This is a genomic window from Escherichia sp. WS3063 (assembly GCF_046486595.1).
Taxonomy (GTDB): Bacteria; Pseudomonadota; Gammaproteobacteria; order Enterobacterales; family Enterobacteriaceae; genus Escherichia; species Escherichia coli.
This window is the reverse complement of record NZ_JBJQKY010000005.1, coordinates 162177-180707: the sequence shown is the minus strand read 5'-3', so window position 1 is coordinate 180707 and position 18531 is coordinate 162177. Positions and strand designations below refer to the sequence as shown.

Annotated in this window: 18 protein-coding genes and 1 tRNA gene; 7 read left to right on the top strand and 12 right to left on the bottom strand. The window is 51.3% G+C overall.

Annotated features, from left to right (window positions below; translation table 11 throughout):
- A complete protein-coding gene (locus ACJHYW_RS07115) occupies positions 1–1761 on the bottom strand; it encodes a Lon protease family protein (protein WP_000156477.1) in 1761 nt (586 codons plus the stop codon).
- Between the two features lie 185 nt (positions 1762–1946).
- On the opposite strand from ACJHYW_RS07115, the gene matP reads away from it, so the two are divergent.
- Positions 1947–2399, top strand: a complete 453-nt coding sequence (gene matP, locus ACJHYW_RS07110; protein ID WP_000877161.1) for a macrodomain Ter protein MatP — start codon at positions 1947–1949, stop codon at positions 2397–2399.
- A gap of 77 nt (positions 2400–2476) precedes the next feature.
- On the opposite strand, the gene ompA is transcribed toward matP, so the two are convergent.
- Positions 2477–3529, bottom strand: a complete 1053-nt coding sequence (ompA, locus tag ACJHYW_RS07105; RefSeq protein ID WP_001346420.1) for a porin OmpA — start codon at positions 3527–3529, stop codon at positions 2477–2479.
- 356 nt (positions 3530–3885) lie between these two features.
- On the bottom strand, positions 3886–4395 hold the full coding sequence (sulA, locus tag ACJHYW_RS07100) for an SOS-induced cell division inhibitor SulA (RefSeq protein WP_000288691.1): 510 nt from the start codon (positions 4393–4395) through the stop codon (positions 3886–3888).
- 217 nt (positions 4396–4612) lie between these two features.
- Here sulA and sxy point away from each other — a divergent pair, with 217 nt between their 5' ends.
- Complete coding sequence (sxy, locus tag ACJHYW_RS07095; protein ID WP_000839133.1) at positions 4613–5242, top strand: CRP-S regulon transcriptional coactivator Sxy; 630 nt, start codon at positions 4613–4615, stop codon at positions 5240–5242.
- Here the strand turns inward: sxy and yccS are convergent.
- Together yccS and ACJHYW_RS07085 are read right to left on the bottom strand one after the other, a co-directional pair.
- Positions 5205–7367 carry a YccS family putative transporter gene (yccS, locus tag ACJHYW_RS07090; protein ID WP_000875039.1) on the bottom strand — a complete coding sequence of 721 codons (2163 nt, stop codon included), beginning with the start codon at positions 7365–7367 and terminating at the stop codon, positions 5205–5207. The genes sxy and yccS overlap by 38 nt on opposite strands.
- A gap of 9 nt (positions 7368–7376) precedes the next feature.
- On the bottom strand, positions 7377–7823 hold the full coding sequence (locus tag ACJHYW_RS07085) for a YccF domain-containing protein (RefSeq protein ID WP_001261235.1): 447 nt from the start codon (positions 7821–7823) through the stop codon (positions 7377–7379).
- A 122-nt stretch (positions 7824–7945) separates the two neighbouring features.
- On the opposite strand from ACJHYW_RS07085, the gene helD reads away from it, so the two are divergent.
- Positions 7946–10000: a DNA helicase IV gene (helD, locus tag ACJHYW_RS07080; protein WP_410233349.1), complete on the top strand. Its 2055-nt coding sequence runs from the start codon at positions 7946–7948 to the stop codon at positions 9998–10000.
- Between the two features lie 31 nt (positions 10001–10031).
- On the opposite strand, the gene mgsA is transcribed toward helD, so the two are convergent.
- The gene (mgsA, locus tag ACJHYW_RS07075) at positions 10032–10490 is read right to left on the bottom strand and encodes a methylglyoxal synthase (RefSeq protein WP_000424181.1); all 459 of its coding nucleotides are present in this window, start codon (positions 10488–10490) and stop codon (positions 10032–10034) included.
- Positions 10491–10585: 95 nt separating this feature from the next.
- Positions 10586–11248, bottom strand: a complete 663-nt coding sequence (locus tag ACJHYW_RS07070; RefSeq protein WP_000847791.1) for a DUF2057 family protein — start codon at positions 11246–11248, stop codon at positions 10586–10588.
- A 172-nt stretch (positions 11249–11420) separates the two neighbouring features.
- On the opposite strand from ACJHYW_RS07070, the gene ACJHYW_RS07065 reads away from it, so the two are divergent.
- Complete coding sequence (locus ACJHYW_RS07065; protein ID WP_000665217.1) at positions 11421–11834, top strand: CoA-binding protein; 414 nt, start codon at positions 11421–11423, stop codon at positions 11832–11834.
- A 44-nt stretch (positions 11835–11878) separates the two neighbouring features.
- On the opposite strand, the gene hspQ is transcribed toward ACJHYW_RS07065, so the two are convergent.
- Positions 11879–12196: a heat shock protein HspQ gene (hspQ, locus tag ACJHYW_RS07060; RefSeq protein ID WP_001295356.1), complete on the bottom strand. Its 318-nt coding sequence runs from the start codon at positions 12194–12196 to the stop codon at positions 11879–11881.
- Positions 12197–12253: 57 nt separating this feature from the next.
- Positions 12254–13444, bottom strand: coding sequence for a 23S rRNA (cytosine(1962)-C(5))-methyltransferase RlmI (gene rlmI / locus ACJHYW_RS07055; RefSeq protein ID WP_023908791.1), 1191 nt, complete (start codon positions 13442–13444; stop codon positions 12254–12256).
- Positions 13445–13538: 94 nt separating this feature from the next.
- Here rlmI and yccX point away from each other — a divergent pair, with 94 nt between their 5' ends.
- Positions 13539–13817, top strand: a complete 279-nt coding sequence (yccX, locus tag ACJHYW_RS07050) for an acylphosphatase (protein ID WP_000048236.1) — start codon at positions 13539–13541, stop codon at positions 13815–13817.
- Here the strand turns inward: yccX and tusE are convergent.
- The 3 genes from tusE to ACJHYW_RS07035 all read right to left on the bottom strand — a co-directional run bounded on the left by tusE (position 13814) and on the right by ACJHYW_RS07035 (position 15188).
- On the bottom strand, positions 13814–14143 hold the full coding sequence (tusE, locus tag ACJHYW_RS07045) for a sulfurtransferase TusE (RefSeq protein ID WP_000904439.1): 330 nt from the start codon (positions 14141–14143) through the stop codon (positions 13814–13816). The two genes, yccX and tusE, sit on opposite strands and share 4 nt — an antisense overlap.
- A gap of 91 nt (positions 14144–14234) precedes the next feature.
- Complete coding sequence (gene yccA, locus ACJHYW_RS07040; protein WP_000375136.1) at positions 14235–14894, bottom strand: FtsH protease modulator YccA; 660 nt, start codon at positions 14892–14894, stop codon at positions 14235–14237.
- A gap of 206 nt (positions 14895–15100) precedes the next feature.
- Positions 15101–15188: transfer RNA gene (locus ACJHYW_RS07035), tRNA-Ser, on the bottom strand.
- Between the two features lie 426 nt (positions 15189–15614).
- On the opposite strand from ACJHYW_RS07035, the gene hyaA reads away from it, so the two are divergent.
- Both hyaA and hyaB read left to right on the top strand, forming a co-directional pair.
- On the top strand, positions 15615–16733 hold the full coding sequence (hyaA, locus tag ACJHYW_RS07030; RefSeq protein WP_001058323.1) for a hydrogenase 1 small subunit: 1119 nt from the start codon (positions 15615–15617) through the stop codon (positions 16731–16733).
- On the top strand, positions 16730–18523 hold the full coding sequence (hyaB, locus tag ACJHYW_RS07025; protein WP_000107384.1) for a Ni/Fe-hydrogenase large subunit: 1794 nt from the start codon (positions 16730–16732) through the stop codon (positions 18521–18523). The genes hyaA and hyaB overlap by 4 nt, the downstream gene beginning before the upstream one ends.
- The last annotated feature ends 8 nt before the right edge of the window (positions 18524–18531 follow it).

Sequence of the window (18531 nt, the reverse complement as noted above, 5' to 3'; positions counted from 1 at the left end):
TCAGTTCGGAATAAACCAGTTCAGCCAACGTAATGGCCATGGAAAACGGTGACGTCCTTCCTGTTGCGATGCTTGTGCGATACGTTCCTGGATGGTTTGCATCAGCGTCGTTTGGCCTTCGCCATCCCACACCAGATTTAATAATAACGGCAGTGCGTCAGTCACATCGTCTACTGCCCAGATGGTGAATTTGCCTTCTTCTACCGCTTTCACCAGTTCACTGTGAAGACTTAAATGGCGAACGTTAGCAGTGGGGATAATGACACCTTGTTTCCCCGTTAACTCACGTTGCTGGCAAATAGCAAAGAAGCCTTCGATTTTCTCATTTAAACCACCGACTGGCTGGGCGCGACCGAACTGATCGACTGAACCTGTGATAGCGATACTCTGATTCACCGGCACATCGGCGAGGGCGCTGATCAGGGCGCAGAGTTCAGCCATCGAGGCACTATCGCCATCCACTTCACTGTATGACTGCTCAAATGTCAGCGATGCTGAGAAGGGGATCTGTTGCTCAAGCTGTAGTTCCGACATCAGGAACGCTTGCATGATCATCATCCCTTTCGCATGGATATTGCCGCCAAGCTCCGCTTTGCGTTCGATGTCGGTGAATTCACCATCGCCAATATGCACAACGCAGCTAATGCGAGAAGGTTCGCCAAAAGCGCGTGGATGACCCGGAAATTCAATGACCGAAAGGGCGTTAATTTGCCCGATGCGTTCGCCTTCGGTTTCAATCAGGATTTGCTCCTGAAGAATCTCATCCTGCATGCGTTCAGCGAGGAAACCTTCGCGCCATTCACGCTGCTGTAGCATTAAGTTTAGCTGCTCGCCGGAGAAGGTGTCGCCATCACACAGGGAGGCGACCTCTTTACACTGGCGGAGGATCCACTGCGGGCTAAGCGGAAGTGTTTCTTGTTCACCGGTGTAGCGGGCTGCTTCGCGGATAAGTACCGGCCAGGCATCCGCTCCCGGTGCAGGTAAGTGATTATGTCTTGCGGTCAATGTTACCCAGCGACACCACTGGCTTACTGACTCCGCATCGACAATCTGCAGAGTATCTTCAAATTCGCTATAAATAGCCTGCTCTGAAAGCTCTGGTTCCATCTCCTGGAAATCAGCCAATGATTCGCGTTCGCCTACCAGAATGACTTTCAGCTTCAATGGCATCGAAGGCACAGAGACGGGGAGAGGGCGCGACTCATCAAACGCAACCCAGTCAAAACGCTCGCGGTTAACGATATTTTTCAGCCGCATCCACAGCAGAGGTTGCGCCAGCAGTGTACGCAAAGAGATGATGAGAATACCGCCATTTGCCTGATGCACCAGACCAGGCTGCAGGGTAATGTCGCCATTAAACTGGCGCAGGCAGCCAAAGAGTTGTTCCGCTTCTACCCAGTCGGCAGCGACAACTTGCGTTAAAGTCGCAAAATTATCATCTGCACTCACTGCGTTACGTAAACGGATGGTGTGCCCGGAAACCTCATAGTGACCGCCCACCAGTTGGCCTGCATCGCTTTGTAGCGCACGCGCGGCATCGGCAATAAGATTCAGATACTCAGACTCTTCCGGGGCCTTCGCCAGCATAAAAGAGGAGGATGCTCGCGTATGCAGCAACTGCTCCAGCGCAAATTGCAGTCGCGGTTGAGTATCACTGAATAAAGGATCGTTTTCGTCAATCAAATGTGGCTGAGCAAATATTTCCTGATAGCTATCGGTATCAGGAACCAGGTCACGCCATGCAAGTTTCGTAATGGTCAAAGTTGATGTTTTTTAGTCTGTTGTCAAAGCCGCGATTATACCGTAACCGGCACTGCAGCACACGTAGAAAGCACCGACAATACTCCTGGCATGGGCGTTAAAGCTCACAGGATGGAGATTCTTTTCTTCACTGGCCTAAAAAGCTGATATTCTGTAAAGAGTTACACGGTAACATTGAGATCGCTATGAAATATCAACAACTTGAAAATCTTGAAAGCGGTTGGAAATGGAAGTATCTGGTGAAGAAGCATCGCGAAGGGGAGTTAATCACCCGTTACATAGAAGCCAGTGCCGCCCAGGAAGCCGTCGATGTGTTGCTCTCGCTGGAAAATGAACCCGTGCTGGTAAATGGCTGGATTGACAAGCATATGAATCCGGAACTGGTCAATCGCATGAAGCAAACCATTCGGGCCAGACGGAAGCGCCATTTTAATGCGGAACACCAGCATACGCGCAAAAAATCGATCGATCTGGAATTTATTGTCTGGCAACGTCTGGCTGGTCTTGCGCAGCGTCGTGGTAAAACGCTTTCTGAAACGATTGTTCAGCTGATTGAAGATGCGGAAAACAAAGAGAAATACGCGAATAAAATGTCTTCTTTGAAGCAGGATCTGCAGGCATTGCTGGGTAAGGAATAACTGACGAAAGTCAGTTCAATTTACGCAAGGCGAAAAAAAAAACCCCGCAGCTGCGGGGTTTTTTACCAGACGAGAACTTAAGCCTGCGGCTGAGTTACAACGTCTTTGATACCTTTAACTTCGATCTCTACGCGACGATCCGGAGCCAGGCAGTCGATCAGTGCAGCACGCTGTTTCACGTTGTCACAGGTGTTGCCAGTAACCGGGTTGGATTCGCCCATACCACGTGCGGAGATTTTGTCTGCCGGGATACCTTTAGAGATCAGGTAATCAACAACGGACTGAGCACGACGCTCGGACAGAGCCTGGTTGTAAGCGTCAGAACCGATGCGGTCGGTGTAACCCAGAACAACTACGGAACCGTCTTTCGGATCCAGGTTGCTCAGCTGGCTGTACAGCTGATCCAGAGCAGCCTGACCTTCCGGTTTCAGGGTTGCTTTGTTGAAGGTGAACAGAACGTCAGACTTCAGAGTGAAGTGCTTGGTCTGTACTTCCGGTGCCGGAGCTGGAGCCGGAGCAACTACTGGAGCTGCTTCGCCCTGACCGAAACGGTAGGAAACACCCAGGCTCAGCATGCCGTTGTCCGGACGAGTACCGATGGTGTGTGCGTCACCGATGTTGTTGGTCCACTGGTATTCCAGACGGGTAGCGATTTCAGGAGTGATCGCGTACTCAACACCGCCAGCGAAAACCGGAGAAACGCCGGTGTCGTGGTCTTTAAAAGATGCGCCACCAGGTACGTTAGCCTTGGTGTCTGCACGCCATACCATACCACCCAGACGAGTGTAGATGTCCAGATCGTCAGTGATTGGGTAACCCAGTTTAGCGGTCAGCTGAACGCCCTGAGCTTTGTATGCGCCGTTGATGTTGTCGCCTTTGTACGGCATACGACCTAACCAGTCGTAACCCATTTCAAAGCCAACATACGGGTTAACCTGGTAACCACCAAAAGCACCTGCACCCAGTTGGTTTTCGTGGGTCGGACCATTGTTAGGAATAAAACCAGTGTCATGGTACTGGGACCAGCCCAGTTTAGCACCAGTGTACCAGGTGTTATCTTTCGGAGCGGCCTGCGCTACGGTAGCGAAACCAGCCAGTGCCACTGCAATCGCGATAGCTGTCTTTTTCATTTTTTGCGCCTCGTTATCATCCAAAATACGCCATGAATATCTCCAACGAGATAACACGGTTAAATCCTTCACCGGGGGATCTGCTCAATATTAACTCTACCGATATCTTCGGCTTATGCCGAGCACCCCTGGCGATGTAAAGTCTACAACGTAGTTGAAAACTTACAAGTGTGAACTCCGTCAGGCATATGAAAAAAAAGTCTTGTATAAGGTACGTTTAATCTTTTTTGTCAGCGACAATTTACAGAAGAAAATCGCGGAAACCGCTTCAGACAAGCCTCCGCAAGGAAAATTAGTCACGACTGAAAGCATTGGCTGGGCGACAAAAAAAGTTCCAGGATTAATCCTAAATTTACTTAATGATACAAATTAGAGTGAATTTTTAGCCCGGAAAGTTGTCTCGTTGCGTGAGAGGATGCGCTTACCGGACGCATAATAAACCCCATAGCGTTACCTTCATTTGCCGCATCAACAAGTTCAGCATGCTCTTCTTCAGTCAAATCATCTGCCAACCAACCGATCACCACGCTGTAATTGCCCGTGCGTAAAGCGCGAACCATTGACTCCACGGTGTGGCAAGGGGAGAGCTGGCTAATCTGCATTACTTTCGTTAAGGGTAGCCCAGATGCCTGAACCCATTCGCGACTCAGTTTTTGTTGCGGTGTTAACCAGAGTTGCCAGCGCGATTGCTGACCGAGTTGCTGTAACAATGGCAACAGTAGAAGTTGCGTCATCATGGGCTGATCTTCGCGATAGACAACTTCACTGATAAGCCCGGCTGTAGTGTTTTCCGTAGAGACACGCGCAATTTTACTTGCTGCGGATGAGAACGACGAAGCACGATGTGCATAGCCTGAAGTGTACATAATCAATCCAGCCCTGTGGGTTACTGTATGAATATACAGTACATCCGGTGACGACAAAGATCAACCCTATTTTCGGAAAGAGCCTCGCAAATTTTGTCGTTGGTGGCGGGAAAACATAAATTAATCTTGCCCCTTAAGAATAAGTTGCCTATTTTCGTAGTTAACGGATCCGTTAATGTGAATCATTCTTTTATGTTATGATTTTAAAAGGAATTTTATGAAAAGCCTCTCCTATAAGCGGATCTATAAATCACAAGAATACCTGGCAACGTTGGGCACAATTGAATACCGATCATTGTTTGGCAGTTACAGCCTGACCATTGACGACACGGTGTTTGCGATGGTTTCTGATGGTGAGTTGTATCTTCGGGCTTGTGAGCAAAGTGCACAGTACTGTGTAAAACATCCGCCTGTCTGGCTGACATATAAAAAGTGTGGCCGATCCGTTACCCTCAACTACTATCGGGTTGATGAAAGTCTATGGCGAAATCAACTGAAGCTGGTGCGTCTGTCGAAATATTCTCTCGATGCAGCGCTGAAAGAGAAAAGCACGCGCAATACCCGGGAAAGACTGAAAGATTTGCCCAATATGTCTTTTCATCTGGAAGCGATTCTCGGGGAGGTGGGGATTAAGGATGTACGGGCGTTACGTATACTAGGGGCAAAAATGTGTTGGTTGCGACTGCGGCAGCAAAACAGTCTGGTGACAGAAAAGATTCTGTTTATGCTTGAAGGGGCCATTATCGGCATTCATGAAGCTGCGCTCCCGGTGGCACGCCGCCAGGAGCTTGCAGAATGGGCTGACTCTCTTACGCCGAAACAGGAGTTTCCTGCGGAACTTGAGTAATCTTGCGTTGCAGACGACCAATCTCTGGCAGTAATGCAATCAATAACCCAACTTGTTGTACGACCAGAGGTTCTTTGCTGTCTGCCCGTGGTTCAAGTTGCTGCATCCGCTGTTTCAGGCCAGCTAATGCCTGATTGACGCGTTCTTCATCAGCAGGTTGATGATGTAACGCGTCATCAACATAGCAAACTGCGTCATCAAGAAACGCCAGAATTTCTGGATTAGTTAACTGCTCCCGGTGAGCACCGAGGGCTGAGATATAGCTGGTAAACGTATGGTTAAGGCACAGCAACCGAAACGCGGCCTCACGAATTTGCGGGGTAACGTTCGGCTCGCTGGACATATTTGATACCACCGACGCCAGTTCAGCATCACGGTTGTGTGCATCGCGGCGGGCAATACGATACGCCAGACGGTTATCACGCCCCTGATGGTATTGCTCCAGTATGGCATCGAGATAGCGACAGTTGGCCTCGGTGGCACGTTCGAGCATGCGCGGCAGATTGCGAAACTTCCAGTCAGGCCAGATGTAGCTCACCGCCGCCCACGCAATGGCACAACCAATCAGCGTATCGATTACGCGAGGTAACGCCACTTCAAAACCTTCACCCAGCAAGTTAAAACAAAGTAGCACCAAAAGTGTGATGAACATCGTTGCATGGGCGTATTGCACGTTACGGAAGGCAAAAAAGAGCACGCCGGTAATAACCAGTAGCACCAGTTGCCCTTCCAGTGACGGTACAAACCACAGCACAGGAATGCCAATGGCGATACCGACCAGCGTCCCAATAATCCTTAACTTCAGGCGGTGGCGAGTGGCGTTATAGTTTGGCTGGCAGACAAACAAACTTGTCAGCAAGATCCAATACCCGTGATGCATTCCGGTTATCTGAATGATGGCGTAGCCGAAGCACAACACCAGCGACATTCTTACCGCATGACGGAAGAGGGCGGATTCCGGCGTGAAGTGACGGCTAAGACGCAGCCAGATATCACTCAATCCGTGCGGGCTGTCATCAGCGAGCTCATTTTCGTCATTATTATGGGGCAGTGCCTGGGCCTGTTCTGATTCAATTGTTGCCAGTTGGGCATCAATGGCGCGTAAATTGTTCAGCAAAAATCCCAGTGTTTTGAGTAAATCGGCAGGCGCGCCGTTATCGCGCATCCGCTCCAGCGCAGCATCAATATGCGTAAAAGCGCGCTCAAAATGCGGATCATGTTGATAAGGCTGACGCAGCAAAATACAGCGTGACAGTTGCTGGCACGCCTGGCCCTGCATCGACATCAGTCGCTGAAAACGGAACAGCACGTCGCTGTGGCGAAAATGTTCACGCAATGTTTGATATTGAATATGAGAAGAGCTGGCACGCTCGTGAATATCCTGCGCGACAAAGTAATAATGCAGTGTGCGACGCGTTCCCCGTTGACCACGATCGCCACGTAAGCGGGTCAGCAGCGAGAGTTTCGTCTGATTCAATGTCGCCATCAGTTGACCGTTGGCGAGAGCCAAATCGTACAGCGGTGCCTGGCTTTCATCTTCAATATCAGGATCAAACATGCGCGACTTGAGCTCAAGATAACGCGCCAGTTGTTCATAGCAACGCGCCAGGTTGTCCTGCAGCGGGCGGACCGGGAACAGTAGATGACCAATAAGTGTCAGGACGTTGTACCAGACGGCACCGGCCAGCAGATACATCGGCTGCTGATACCAGTGCTCATACAGTGACGTCCCCAACATAGTGTAAATGGCGATCAGTAACGCACCGAAGGCAATTGTTGCATAGCGTTGACCCAGACCGCCGAGCAAAATGAAGCCGCTGGTTGAGAGCGTTAAGCCAATCGCAAATAGCCAGGGCCAGGGAAACAGCAGTTCTACTGAGGCCGAGGCGATAAAAAAGCAGAACAGCGTAATGATGAGGTTACGCAAACGTCCCGCCAGTCGGTCATCGAGATCGGTCAGCGCCGCTGCCACCATCCCCAGCGTCAGCGGAATCGTCAGTTTTACATCACCCAGCCACCACGGAAACGCTGTGGTTCCACAAAGCGCAATAAAAATACGCGCGTAATACAGCCAGGCGCTGTTCCAGGTATAGCGTTTGAGCAAAGGACTTAGCATAAAGGCCATATTAGTGGATTATTCAAAACGACGACGTGCATTGGCTTCACGCGCAGCTTGCGCTGTTTCTACCGATACCACGCGACGACCGACCGGCCATAGTGCAATAGCGGCAATTTTAAAGTTCGCAATGCCGACAGGAATGCCAATGATGGAAATACATTGTGCGATGCCCGTTGCAATGTGCATCAGGCATAACCACCAGCCAAAGAAAATCAGCCAGAAAATATTCAATACCGTACCGCCAGTATTCAGCAGCACATTTTTGCCAGCCGGGTTCAGTTCATCGACATGAATAGCTTCATTGCCATAAGGCACCAGAGACAGTTTAGTGATCTCCCAGCAGGATCGTGTCAGCGGTAAGGTAAAAATCAGCACAATACTGACCAGAGTCGCCAACAGCCAGCCCAGAGTGGTGGCAAATCCGCCAAGCACAAAGTTCAGAATGTTCAAAACGGTACGCATAAAACCTCGCTTTACTGTGGTTTTCAGTAATGGGCGGCAATTGTAACGTTTTTTTGGGCTGGAGCACGTTTTCTCTGACGGTTACACTGATAAGAAATCATTTCGTGTGGATCTACAGAGTCATGGAACTGAAAGCGACAACGCTTGGAAAACGTCTGGCACAGCACCCTTACGATCGGGCGGTGATCCTCAATGCCGGGATTAAAGTCTCCGGCGATCGCCACGAATACCTTATTCCTTTCAATCAATTACTGGCGATTCACTGTAAGCGCGGTCTGGTATGGGGCGAGCTGGAATTTGTACTGCCGGGCGAAAAAGTGGTGCGTCTGCACGGTACCGAATGGGGCGAGACGCAGCGTTTTTACCATCATCTTGATGCTCACTGGCGGCGGTGGAGTGGCGAGATGAGCGAAATTGCATCTGGTGTTTTACGCCAGCAACTGGATTTAATTGCCACGCGCACCGGAGAAAATAAATGGCTGACGCGTGAGCAAACCTCTGGCGTGCAGCAACAAATCCGCCAGGCTTTGTCGGCGTTGCCGTTGCCGGTTAACCGACTGGAAGAATTCGATAACTGCCGTGAGACGTGGCGTAAATGTCAGGCCTGGTTGAAAGACATTGAAGGCGCTCGGTTGCAGCATAATCAGGCGTATACCGAAGCCATGCTTACCGAGTATGCGGATTTTTTCCGCCAGGTCGAGTCTTCACCGCTGAATCCGGCGCAGGCCCGGGCAGTCGTTAATGGCGAGCATTCTTTGTTAGTGCTGGCTGGTGCAGGAAGCGGAAAAACGTCGGTGCTGGTGGCCCGTGCAGGCTGGTTACTGGCGCGTGGTGAAGCGTTCCCTGAGCAAATTTTATTGCTGGCGTTTGGTCGCAAAGCCGCTGAAGAGATGGACGAGCGTATTCGCGAACGGCTACATACCGAAGACATTACCGCACGCACGTTTCATGCGCTGGCGCTGCATATTATTCAGCAGGGCAGCAAAAAAGTTCCGATAGTCAGCAAACTGGAAAATGATACCGCTGCCCGTCATGAACTTTTTATTGCTGAGTGGCGCAAGCAATGCAGCGAAAAGAAAGCGCAGGCGAAGGGCTGGCGGCAATGGCTGACGGAAGAAATGCAGTGGTCAGTGCCAGAAGGTAATTTCTGGGATGATGAAAAATTACAGCGTCGTCTTGCCTCTCGCCTCGATCGCTGGGTAAGTCTGATGCGGATGCACGGTGGTGCACAGGCAGAAATGATTGCCAGTGCACCCGAAGAGATTCGCGATCTGTTCAGTAAACGTATCAAGTTGATGGCCCCGTTATTAAAAGCCTGGAAAGGTGCGCTGAAGGCAGAAAACGCTGTCGATTTTTCGGGCCTTATTCACCAGGCGATTGTGATTCTGGAGAAAGGTCGCTTTATCAGCCCGTGGAAGCATATTCTGGTTGATGAATTTCAGGATATCTCGCCGCAGCGCGCAGCGTTGTTAGCGGCATTACGCAAGCAAAACAGTCAGACGACGTTGTTCGCCGTTGGTGATGACTGGCAGGCGATTTATCGCTTCAGCGGTGCGCAAATGTCGCTCACCACCGCTTTCCATGAAAACTTTGGTGAAGGTGATCGCTGCGATTTGGACACGACTTACCGTTTTAACAGTCGTATCGGTGAGGTGGCAAACCGGTTTATTCAGCAGAACCCAGGCCAGCTGAAAAAGCCGCTAAACAGCTTAACCAATGGAGACAAAAAAGCCGTCACGTTATTGGATGAGAGCCATCTTGACGCTTTGCTGGATAAGCTCTCTGGTTATGCCAAACCGGAAGAGCGCATTCTGATCCTGGCGCGTTACCATCACATGAGGCCTGCCAGCCTGGAAAAAGCGGCAACACGCTGGCCGAAGTTGCAAATCGACTTTATGACCATTCATGCCAGCAAAGGGCAACAGGCGGATTACGTCATCATCGTTGGCTTGCAGGAGGGGAGTGATGGTTTTCCGGCTGCGGCGCGGGAGTCGATTATGGAAGAGGCGCTACTGCCACCGGTTGAGGATTTCCCGGACGCTGAAGAACGGCGGTTAATGTACGTGGCGCTGACCCGGGCACGCCATCGGGTATGGGCACTGTTTAACAAAGAGAATCCCTCTCCATTTGTCGAAATACTGAAAAATCTGGATGTGCCGGTGGCGAGAAAACCGTAAGAAACAGGTGGCGTTTGCCACCTGTGCAATATTACTTCAGACGGTCCGCGAGATAACGCTGATAATCGGGGATCAGAATATCGACCGCGTCGTTGAAATGCGGCGACTGGATAATGAAGTCTGCTGTTGCCACGTTGGTGGCGACCGGAATGTTCCATACCGTCGCCAGACGCAGCAAGGCTTTCACGTCAGGGTCGTGCGGCACGGCGTTTAGTGGGTCCCAGAAGAAAATCAATACATCAATTTTCCCTTCTGAGATCAATGCGCCAACCTGCTGGTCACCCCCCATTGGGCCACTCAACATCGCGTTGACGTTCATGCCGGTTGCACGGGAAATCAAGTTACCAGTAGTGCCTGTTGCATACAGTACGTGTTGCTCCAGTAACGGTTGATGCCGTTCCACCCAGCTCATCAGCATTTGTTTGCAGTGATCGTGTGCCACCAGCGCAATATGTTTCCGCGCAGGTAAAGTGCGTGTCGTCAGTTCCATAATGTACATCCGTAGTTAACTTTCCTACAGATTACTGTAAGCACTTATCGCTGCAAGAGAAAGACCGAAAAAGCCTGCGCACAGGCACAAAAATCTCAGGAAGATGGTTGTTTTTCCGCCCATTGCAGAAAAGTATTTCGCGTTTGTGGGTCAGCCAGTTTAAACCAATACTTCAGCCGTTGTTCTGTGAGCACCTGAGACTGCGGTGGAATAGCATCCAGCTCGGAAACACCCGAAAGCAGCGTACTGTCATCTGCCATCATCGTGGCAAATTGCGGTAGTGAAGCGCGTTTCGCGGATTTGTTATAGCGTTCAACCTCGACCTCATAATCAATCGTTTTTGCCGTTGAGGTAATGGCGAGAATATCCAGCTTTACCGGAATCGGCGTCGCATCGCCATCCAACAATTCAAGGCGCGGCGCGGCATCAAAATGGTTAGCTTCCCGCTCATTCTCCAGACGAGGCAGGCGAAAATTGACCTGGTTGATGAGCTGGGTATTAAAACTGACCACCAGCGGTGGGGAGATATACAGCCGTTCTTCACTATTGGAAAGATGAATCGTCTTCTCAACGCGAAACACTAACTGATGCGGTCCGTTATCCAGTTCAATGCTGTCCGCACCGCGCAGCAGAGAGCTGGAAACCTTTTTACCGTCGAGTACCAGAAGATCGACATCGGTTGAAAGCCGCAACGTGGTGGCAAAAACGGATACCGGCAAACATAATGCAATCAAGGTGGTCACGATGCCGGTTTTCATAGGTAGCTCCTGTCAAAAGACCGCCCGAATAATAATGTGTCAAAATTTTTCTTTAATCATACTTACTAACATATAGACATATTTCCCGCTTTTGCTCTCATTCATTCGTATTAGCTGCATGGTTGACATGTCGGCTTTGTCGTACACTTTGTTAAACAGTCTGGAGGAAATAATGAAAGAAACCGATATTGCAGGCATTTTAACGTCCACTCACACCATTGCGCTGGTGGGGGCAAGCGACAAACCCGATCGTCCCAGTTATCGCGTGATGAAATATCTACTCGACCAGGGGTATCACGTCATTCCTGTTTCGCCAAAAGTTGCCGGCAAAACACTGCTGGGCCAGCAGGGGTATGGCACGCTGGCAGACGTTCCGGAAAAAGTCGATATGGTCGATGTTTTCCGGAATTCAGAAGCAGCATGGGGCGTAGCGCAGGAAGCGATCGCCATCGGCGCGAAAACCCTCTGGATGCAACTGGGGGTGATTAATGAGCAAGCGGCAGTACTGGCTCGGGATGCCGGATTAAATGTAGTGATGGATCGCTGCCCGGCTATTGAGATCCCTCGCCTGGGCCTGGCCAAATAAAAAATCCCCGGAAGGCAAAAACCTTCCGGGGATTTGTTCAGGGATTAGTTACGCAGACGCGGGGCCTGGAGTTGTTTGCGGATGGTCTGCGCCAGCTCATCCATGGATGGCTGTTCAGGATGTTCATCCTGCAATTCGCTACTTAGCTGGGCTTCAGCCAGGTAGGTATGAACCGGTAGGCCGTTATCGTCCTCCATCACCACGTGATACCACGGAGCGGCGCGAAGCTCGTCATTCACCGCCAGCTCATCAGGCGACGGTTCAGAGAGCGAATAAACCGGGTCGATATCCACGACCACTCCGAGATAACCTAACAGGGAATGGCGGACCTGCTGGCCGATACCGAATTTGCTGGCAATCATAGTCACCTCCCGGGAAATCTTTACCTTTGATATAAGGGTAAAATTCCACATTTCAAGTTACATGACGCGACAGGCAAACCCTTTCAGATATAGCCCTTCCGGGTAGGTAGCGATCACCGGATGATCGGCTGCCTGACGGAACTGCTCTATAAATTGTACATCACGACCGGCATCAATTGCGGCATCTGCGATGATTTTCTGAAATAAATCGCTGGTCATCAGGCCAGAACAGGAGAAAGTCAGGAGAACTCCGCCTTCATTCAGCAACTGAATCGCCAGCATGTTGATGTCTTTATAGCCACGACACGCGCCCATCAACTGGCTTTTATTCTCAACAAACTTCGGCGGGTCCATCACGATAACGTCAAATTTTTCACCGCGATCGCGATAGGTACGCAGCAATTTAAAGACATCATCACGGACAAACTCAGCCTTGCTCAGATCCAGTTTGTTCAGCTCAACGTTCTGCCGTGCAATATCCAGGGCTTCCTGGGAGGTATCAACGCTGACAACCTGGCTGCAACCGCCCATCAGTGCCGATACGGCGAAACCACCGGTATAGGAGAAACAGTTCAGTACGCGTTTATTTTCAACGTAGCGGCGGGTAGCCAGGCGGCTATCACGCTGATCCAGGTAGTAGCCCGTTTTGTGTCCGTGCTGTATGTCCACCAGCAGCTTCATGCCGTGTTCTTCAATCGGCAGCAGGGCAGGCGGCAACTCGCCGGTGACGGGGCCCTGGGTCAGCTCCATCCCTTCTTTTTTACGTACCGCGACGTCGCTGCGATCGTAAATCGCACATTCCGGGTACAGCGTTTGCAGGGCACTAATTAATGCCGCGCGCTGATATTCTGCCCCAGCACTCAGCAGTTGCAGCACCAGAAAATTACCGAAACGATCGATAGTAATACCCGGCAGGCCATCAGATTCTCCGGCGATTAAACGATAGCTGTTGAGGCCATCTTTTTGCGCCAGCCAGTCACGCCATTTTTGTGCTTGTTGTAAACGTCGGGTAAAAAAAGCAATGTCGATAGATTCATTCGGGTCAAACGTCCAGACGCGCGCCCGGATTTGCGAAGCTGGCGAATAAGCGCCGCGTGCTAACCATTTTCCCTGATGATCAACAATATCGATGGTTTCACCGAGGCTGGCTTTACCTTCCATGCGGGCAACGGCCCCGGAAAAGATCCACGGATGGCGACGAAGTAATGATTTTTCGCGCCCTTTGGCTAACACTAAACGTACACTCATAATTTACTTTTCTGTCGATGCAAAGAAATGGGCGTCATTGTCCGGAGTTTTCCATGGATTTGCAACGCGTCCATTAAGGATAAGGAGAGCAGCAATGTCGAAAGTCTGCATAATTGCCTGGGTTTACGGGCGAGTTCAGGGCGTAGGATTCCGCTACACCACGCAGTACGAAGCGAAAAAACTGGGACTAACCGGGTACGCCAAAAATCTTGACGATGGCAGCGTGGAAGTGGTTGCCTGCGGTGAAGAAGGGCAGGTGGAAAAATTAATGCAGTGGTTAAAAAGTGGCGGCCCGCGTTCAGCGCGTGTGGAACGGGTGCTTAGCGAGCCGCATCATCCCTCCGGGGAGTTAACGGATTTTCGTATCCGTTAAATGCATTTTACCGGTTTAGGCAGGCCAGCAATTTTGGTGGCTTGCTTTGCCGGACCTTTCGGGAACAGTCGGTACAGATAGCGGCTATTGCCTTTCTCTTCGCCAAATTTATTCGCCATCGCTTTTACCAGCATACGAATCGCCGGAGAAGTATTGAATTCCAGATAGAAATCACGCACAAAACGCACCACTTCCCAGTGTTCTGGCGACAGCGCAATCCCTTCGTTCTCTGCAATCACCACCGCCAGTGGCTCACTCCACTGGCTGCTTTCTTTGAGATAGCCTTCGGTATCCGTTTCTATCTCTTTACCTTCGAAGATCAGCATAATTCTTTACTACCTTAATCAGACTGGCGGCAGTGTAACAAAAAACAAAGCCCCGCATAAAGCGAGGCTATGAAAGTGTTAGCGGGTGAGATTAATCGCGGCTGGCGAAGCCCAGAATGCTCAGCAGGCTGACGAAGATGTTGTACAGCGAAACATACAGGCTAACCGTGGCACGAATATAGTTCGTTTCACCGCCATGAATGATGTTGCTGGTTTCAAACAAAATAGCGCCAGAGGAGATCAGAATGAAGACCGCGCTGATCGCCAGATGCAGAGCAGGCAGTTGCAGGAAGATATTAGCAACCATACCAATCAGCACCACCACAATACCCGCCATCAGCATACCGCCAAGGAACGACATATCTTTGCGGGTGGTCAGCACATACGCAGAGCAGCAGAAGAACACTAACGCCGTTCCGCCCAGTGCCATAGCGATTACGTCACCCATTCCGGCAGACAGGTAGGTGTTCAGAATTGGTCCGAGGATATATCCCAGAAAACCGGTAAAGGCGAATGCGGAGATAATCCCGGTCGGCTTATTCGCCGTTTTATAGGTCAGGAACATCAAACCATACATACCCACCAGCGTCAGAATCAGACCCGGAGATGGCAGCATCAGCACCGTACTGGCAGTTGCGGTAATCGCCGAAAAGGCCAGCGTCAGGCTCAGCAGAAAATAGGTATTACGCAGCACCTTATGGGTGCTAAGCAGTGATGTACGGTCATGTGAAGAACTAACAATACGATCCATTGAGTCACTCTCTATGACAGATGTAATTAATTAAGCAGCATAATGATAATGCGTAAGGGCACCCAGAAGTTTTACCCATCTTTACGCATTTGATCTGGAACAGGTTTAACAGCGGATTATCAGGTCATTAAGCAAATATAACGCCCTGAGAATTTCGACAGGCAAAAGAAAAAGGGGTTAGCATTTAGCTAACCCCTTATCTTATTTGGCGGAAGCGCAGAGATTCGAACTCTGGAACCCTTTCGGGTCGCCGGTTTTCAAGACCGGTGCCTTCAACCGCTCGGCCACACTTCCGGAATGACGCGCACTATAAACATCCCGATGCGGCGTGTAAACCCCTAATTTGTTTGTTTGCCTGAAAAACAGCCAAAAGTGCATTGATAGCGTGAAATAACAGCAGATTGATCATTTCATCACCATGAATTCCTTCTCTTTTACTCGTTTGGCAACCGGCTAAACATCCCCACTGCCCGGCAAAAAGAAAAATAGGTCCATTTTTATCGCTAAAAGATAAATCCACACAGTTTGTATTGTTTCGTGCAAAAGTTTCACTACGCTTTATTAACAATACTTTCTGGCGACGTGCGCCAGTGCAGAAGGATGAGCTTTCGTTTTCAGCATCTCACGTGAAGCGATGGTTTGCCTTGCTACAGGGACGTCGCTTGCCGACCATAAGCGCCCGGTGTCCTGCCGGTGTCGCAAGGAGAAGAGACGTGCGATATGAATAACGAGGAAACATTTTACCAGGCCATGCGGCGTCAGGGCGTTACCCGGCGCAGCTTTCTCAAATATTGCAGTCTGGCTGCCACGTCGCTGGGATTAGGCGCGGGAATGGCACCAAAGATTGCCTGGGCGCTGGAGAACAAACCGCGCATTCCGGTGGTATGGATCCACGGTCTGGAATGCACCTGCTGTACCGAATCTTTTATCCGCTCCGCTCACCCGCTGGCAAAGGACGTCATCCTTTCCCTGATTTCCCTCGATTACGACGATACTTTGATGGCTGCCGCCGGAACCCAGGCGGAAGAAGTCTTTGAAGACATCATCACGCAATACAATGGCAAATATATCCTCGCAGTAGAAGGTAATCCGCCGCTGGGCGAGCAGGGGATGTTCTGTATCAGCAGCGGACGACCGTTTATTGAGAAACTCAAACGTGCCGCTGCCGGAGCCAGTGCGATTATCGCCTGGGGAACCTGCGCGTCCTGGGGCTGCGTGCAGGCCGCGCGACCCAATCCGACGCAGGCAACGCCTATCGACAAAGTCATCACCGACAAACCTATTATCAAAGTACCTGGCTGCCCGCCGATCCCGGATGTGATGAGCGCCATCATTACTTACATGGTGACCTTTGATCGCTTGCCAGATGTCGACAGAATGGGCCGTCCGTTGATGTTCTATGGTCAGCGAATCCACGATAAATGCTATCGCCGCGCCCACTTCGACGCCGGAGAGTTCGTCCAGAGTTGGGACGATGACGCTGCCCGCAAAGGTTACTGCCTGTACAAAATGGGCTGCAAAGGGCCTACCACCTATAACGCCTGTTCCTCCACACGCTGGAATGATGGCGTTTCTTTCCCAATCCAGTCTGGTCACGGCTGCCTGGGCTGTGCGGAAAATGGTTTCTGGGATCGCGGTTCGTTCTACAGCCGCGTGGTCGATATTCCGCAAATGGGTACTCATTCCACCGCCGATACCGTCGGCTTAACCGCGCTTGGCGTGGTGGCAGCGGCTGTTGGTGTGCACGCAGTCGCCAGCGCCGTTGACCAGCGCAGACGTCATAACCAGCAACCTACAGAAACCGAACATCAGCCAGGCAATGAGGATAAACAGGCATGAGCACTCAGTACGAAACTCAGGGATACACCATCAATAATGCCGGACGCCGCCTGGTGGTCGACCCGATTACGCGCATTGAAGGCCACATGCGCTGCGAAGTGAATATTAACGATCAGAATGTGATCACCAATGCCGTCTCCTGCGGCACCATGTTTCGCGGGCTGGAGATCATCCTGCAAGGGCGTGACCCGCGCGATGCGTGGGCGTTCGTTGAACGTATCTGCGGCGTCTGTACTGGCGTACACGCCCTGGCTTCGGTTTACGCCATCGAAGATGCCATCGGTATTAAAGTGCCGGACAACGCCAATATCATCCGCAACATTATGCTGGCAACGCTCTGGTGCCACGATCATCTGGTGCACTTCTATCAGCTTGCCGGGATGGATTGGATCGATGTGTTAGATGCGCTGAAAGCCGACCCGCGGAAAACCTCCGAACTGGCGCAAAGCCTCTCCTCATGGCCGAAATCATCCCCTGGCTATTTCTTCGACGTACAAAACCGCCTGAAGAAATTCGTTGAAGGCGGGCAGTTGGGGATCTTCCGCAATGGCTACTGGGGGCACCCGCAGTACAAACTGCCGCCAGAAGCCAACCTGATGGGCTTTGCCCACTATCTCGAAGCTCTCGATTTCCAGCGTGAAATTGTCAAAATCCACGCGGTCTTTGGCGGTAAAAACCCACATCCAAACTGGATTGTCGGCGGGATGCCTTGTGCCATTAACATTGACGAAAGCGGCGCGGTCGGGGCGGTCAATATGGAACGCCTGAACCTGGTGCAGTCAATCATTACCCGTACGGCGGATTTCATTAACAACGTGATGATCCCCGACGCCTTAGCCATCGGTCAGTTCAACAAGCCGTGGAGCGAAATCGGCACTGGCCTTTCGGATAAATGCGTTCTCAGTTACGGCGCGTTCCCGGATATCGCCAACGACTTTGGCGAGAAAAGTCTGCTGATGCCTGGCGGCGCGGTGATTAACGGCGACTTCAACAATGTGCTGCCAGTGGATTTGGTTGATCCGCAGCAGGTGCAGGAGTTTGTCGATCACGCCTGGTATCGTTATCCCAACGATCAGGTCGGGCGTCATCCGTTCGATGGTATTACCGACCCGTGGTACAACCCCGGCGATGTCAAAGGCAGCGATACCAACATTCAGCAGCTGAATGAACAGGAACGCTACTCGTGGATCAAAGCGCCACGCTGGCGCGGTAACGCGATGGAAGTGGGGCCGCTGGCACGCACGTTAATCGCTTATCACAAAGGCGATGCGGCGACCGTTGAGTCGGTCGATCGCATGATGTCGGCGTTGAACCTACCGCTTTCCGGCATCCAGTCAACGTTAGGCCGCATTTTGTGTCGCGCGCACGAAGCGCAGTGGGCCGCAGGCAAGTTGCAATATTTCTTCGACAAGCTGATGACCAATCTCAAAAACGGCAATCTCGCCACCGCCTCCACTGAGAAGTGGGAACCAGCAACCTGGCCGACAGAGTGCCGTGGTGTCGGCTTTACCGAAGCGCCGCGCGGAGCGTTAGGCCACTGGGCCGCCATTCGCGATGGCAAGATTGATCTCTACCAGTGCGTGGTGCCGACCACCTGGAACGCCAGCCCGCGCGATCCTAAAGGGCAAATTGGCGCTTATGAAGCGGCGCTGATGAACACCAAAATGGCGATCCCCGAGCAACCGCTGGAGATCCTGCGTACTCTGCACAGCTTTGATCCGTGCCTCGCCTGTTCAACACACGTGCTGGGCGACGACGGTAGCGAGCTGATCTCCGTGCAGGTGCGTTAACAGCGAAG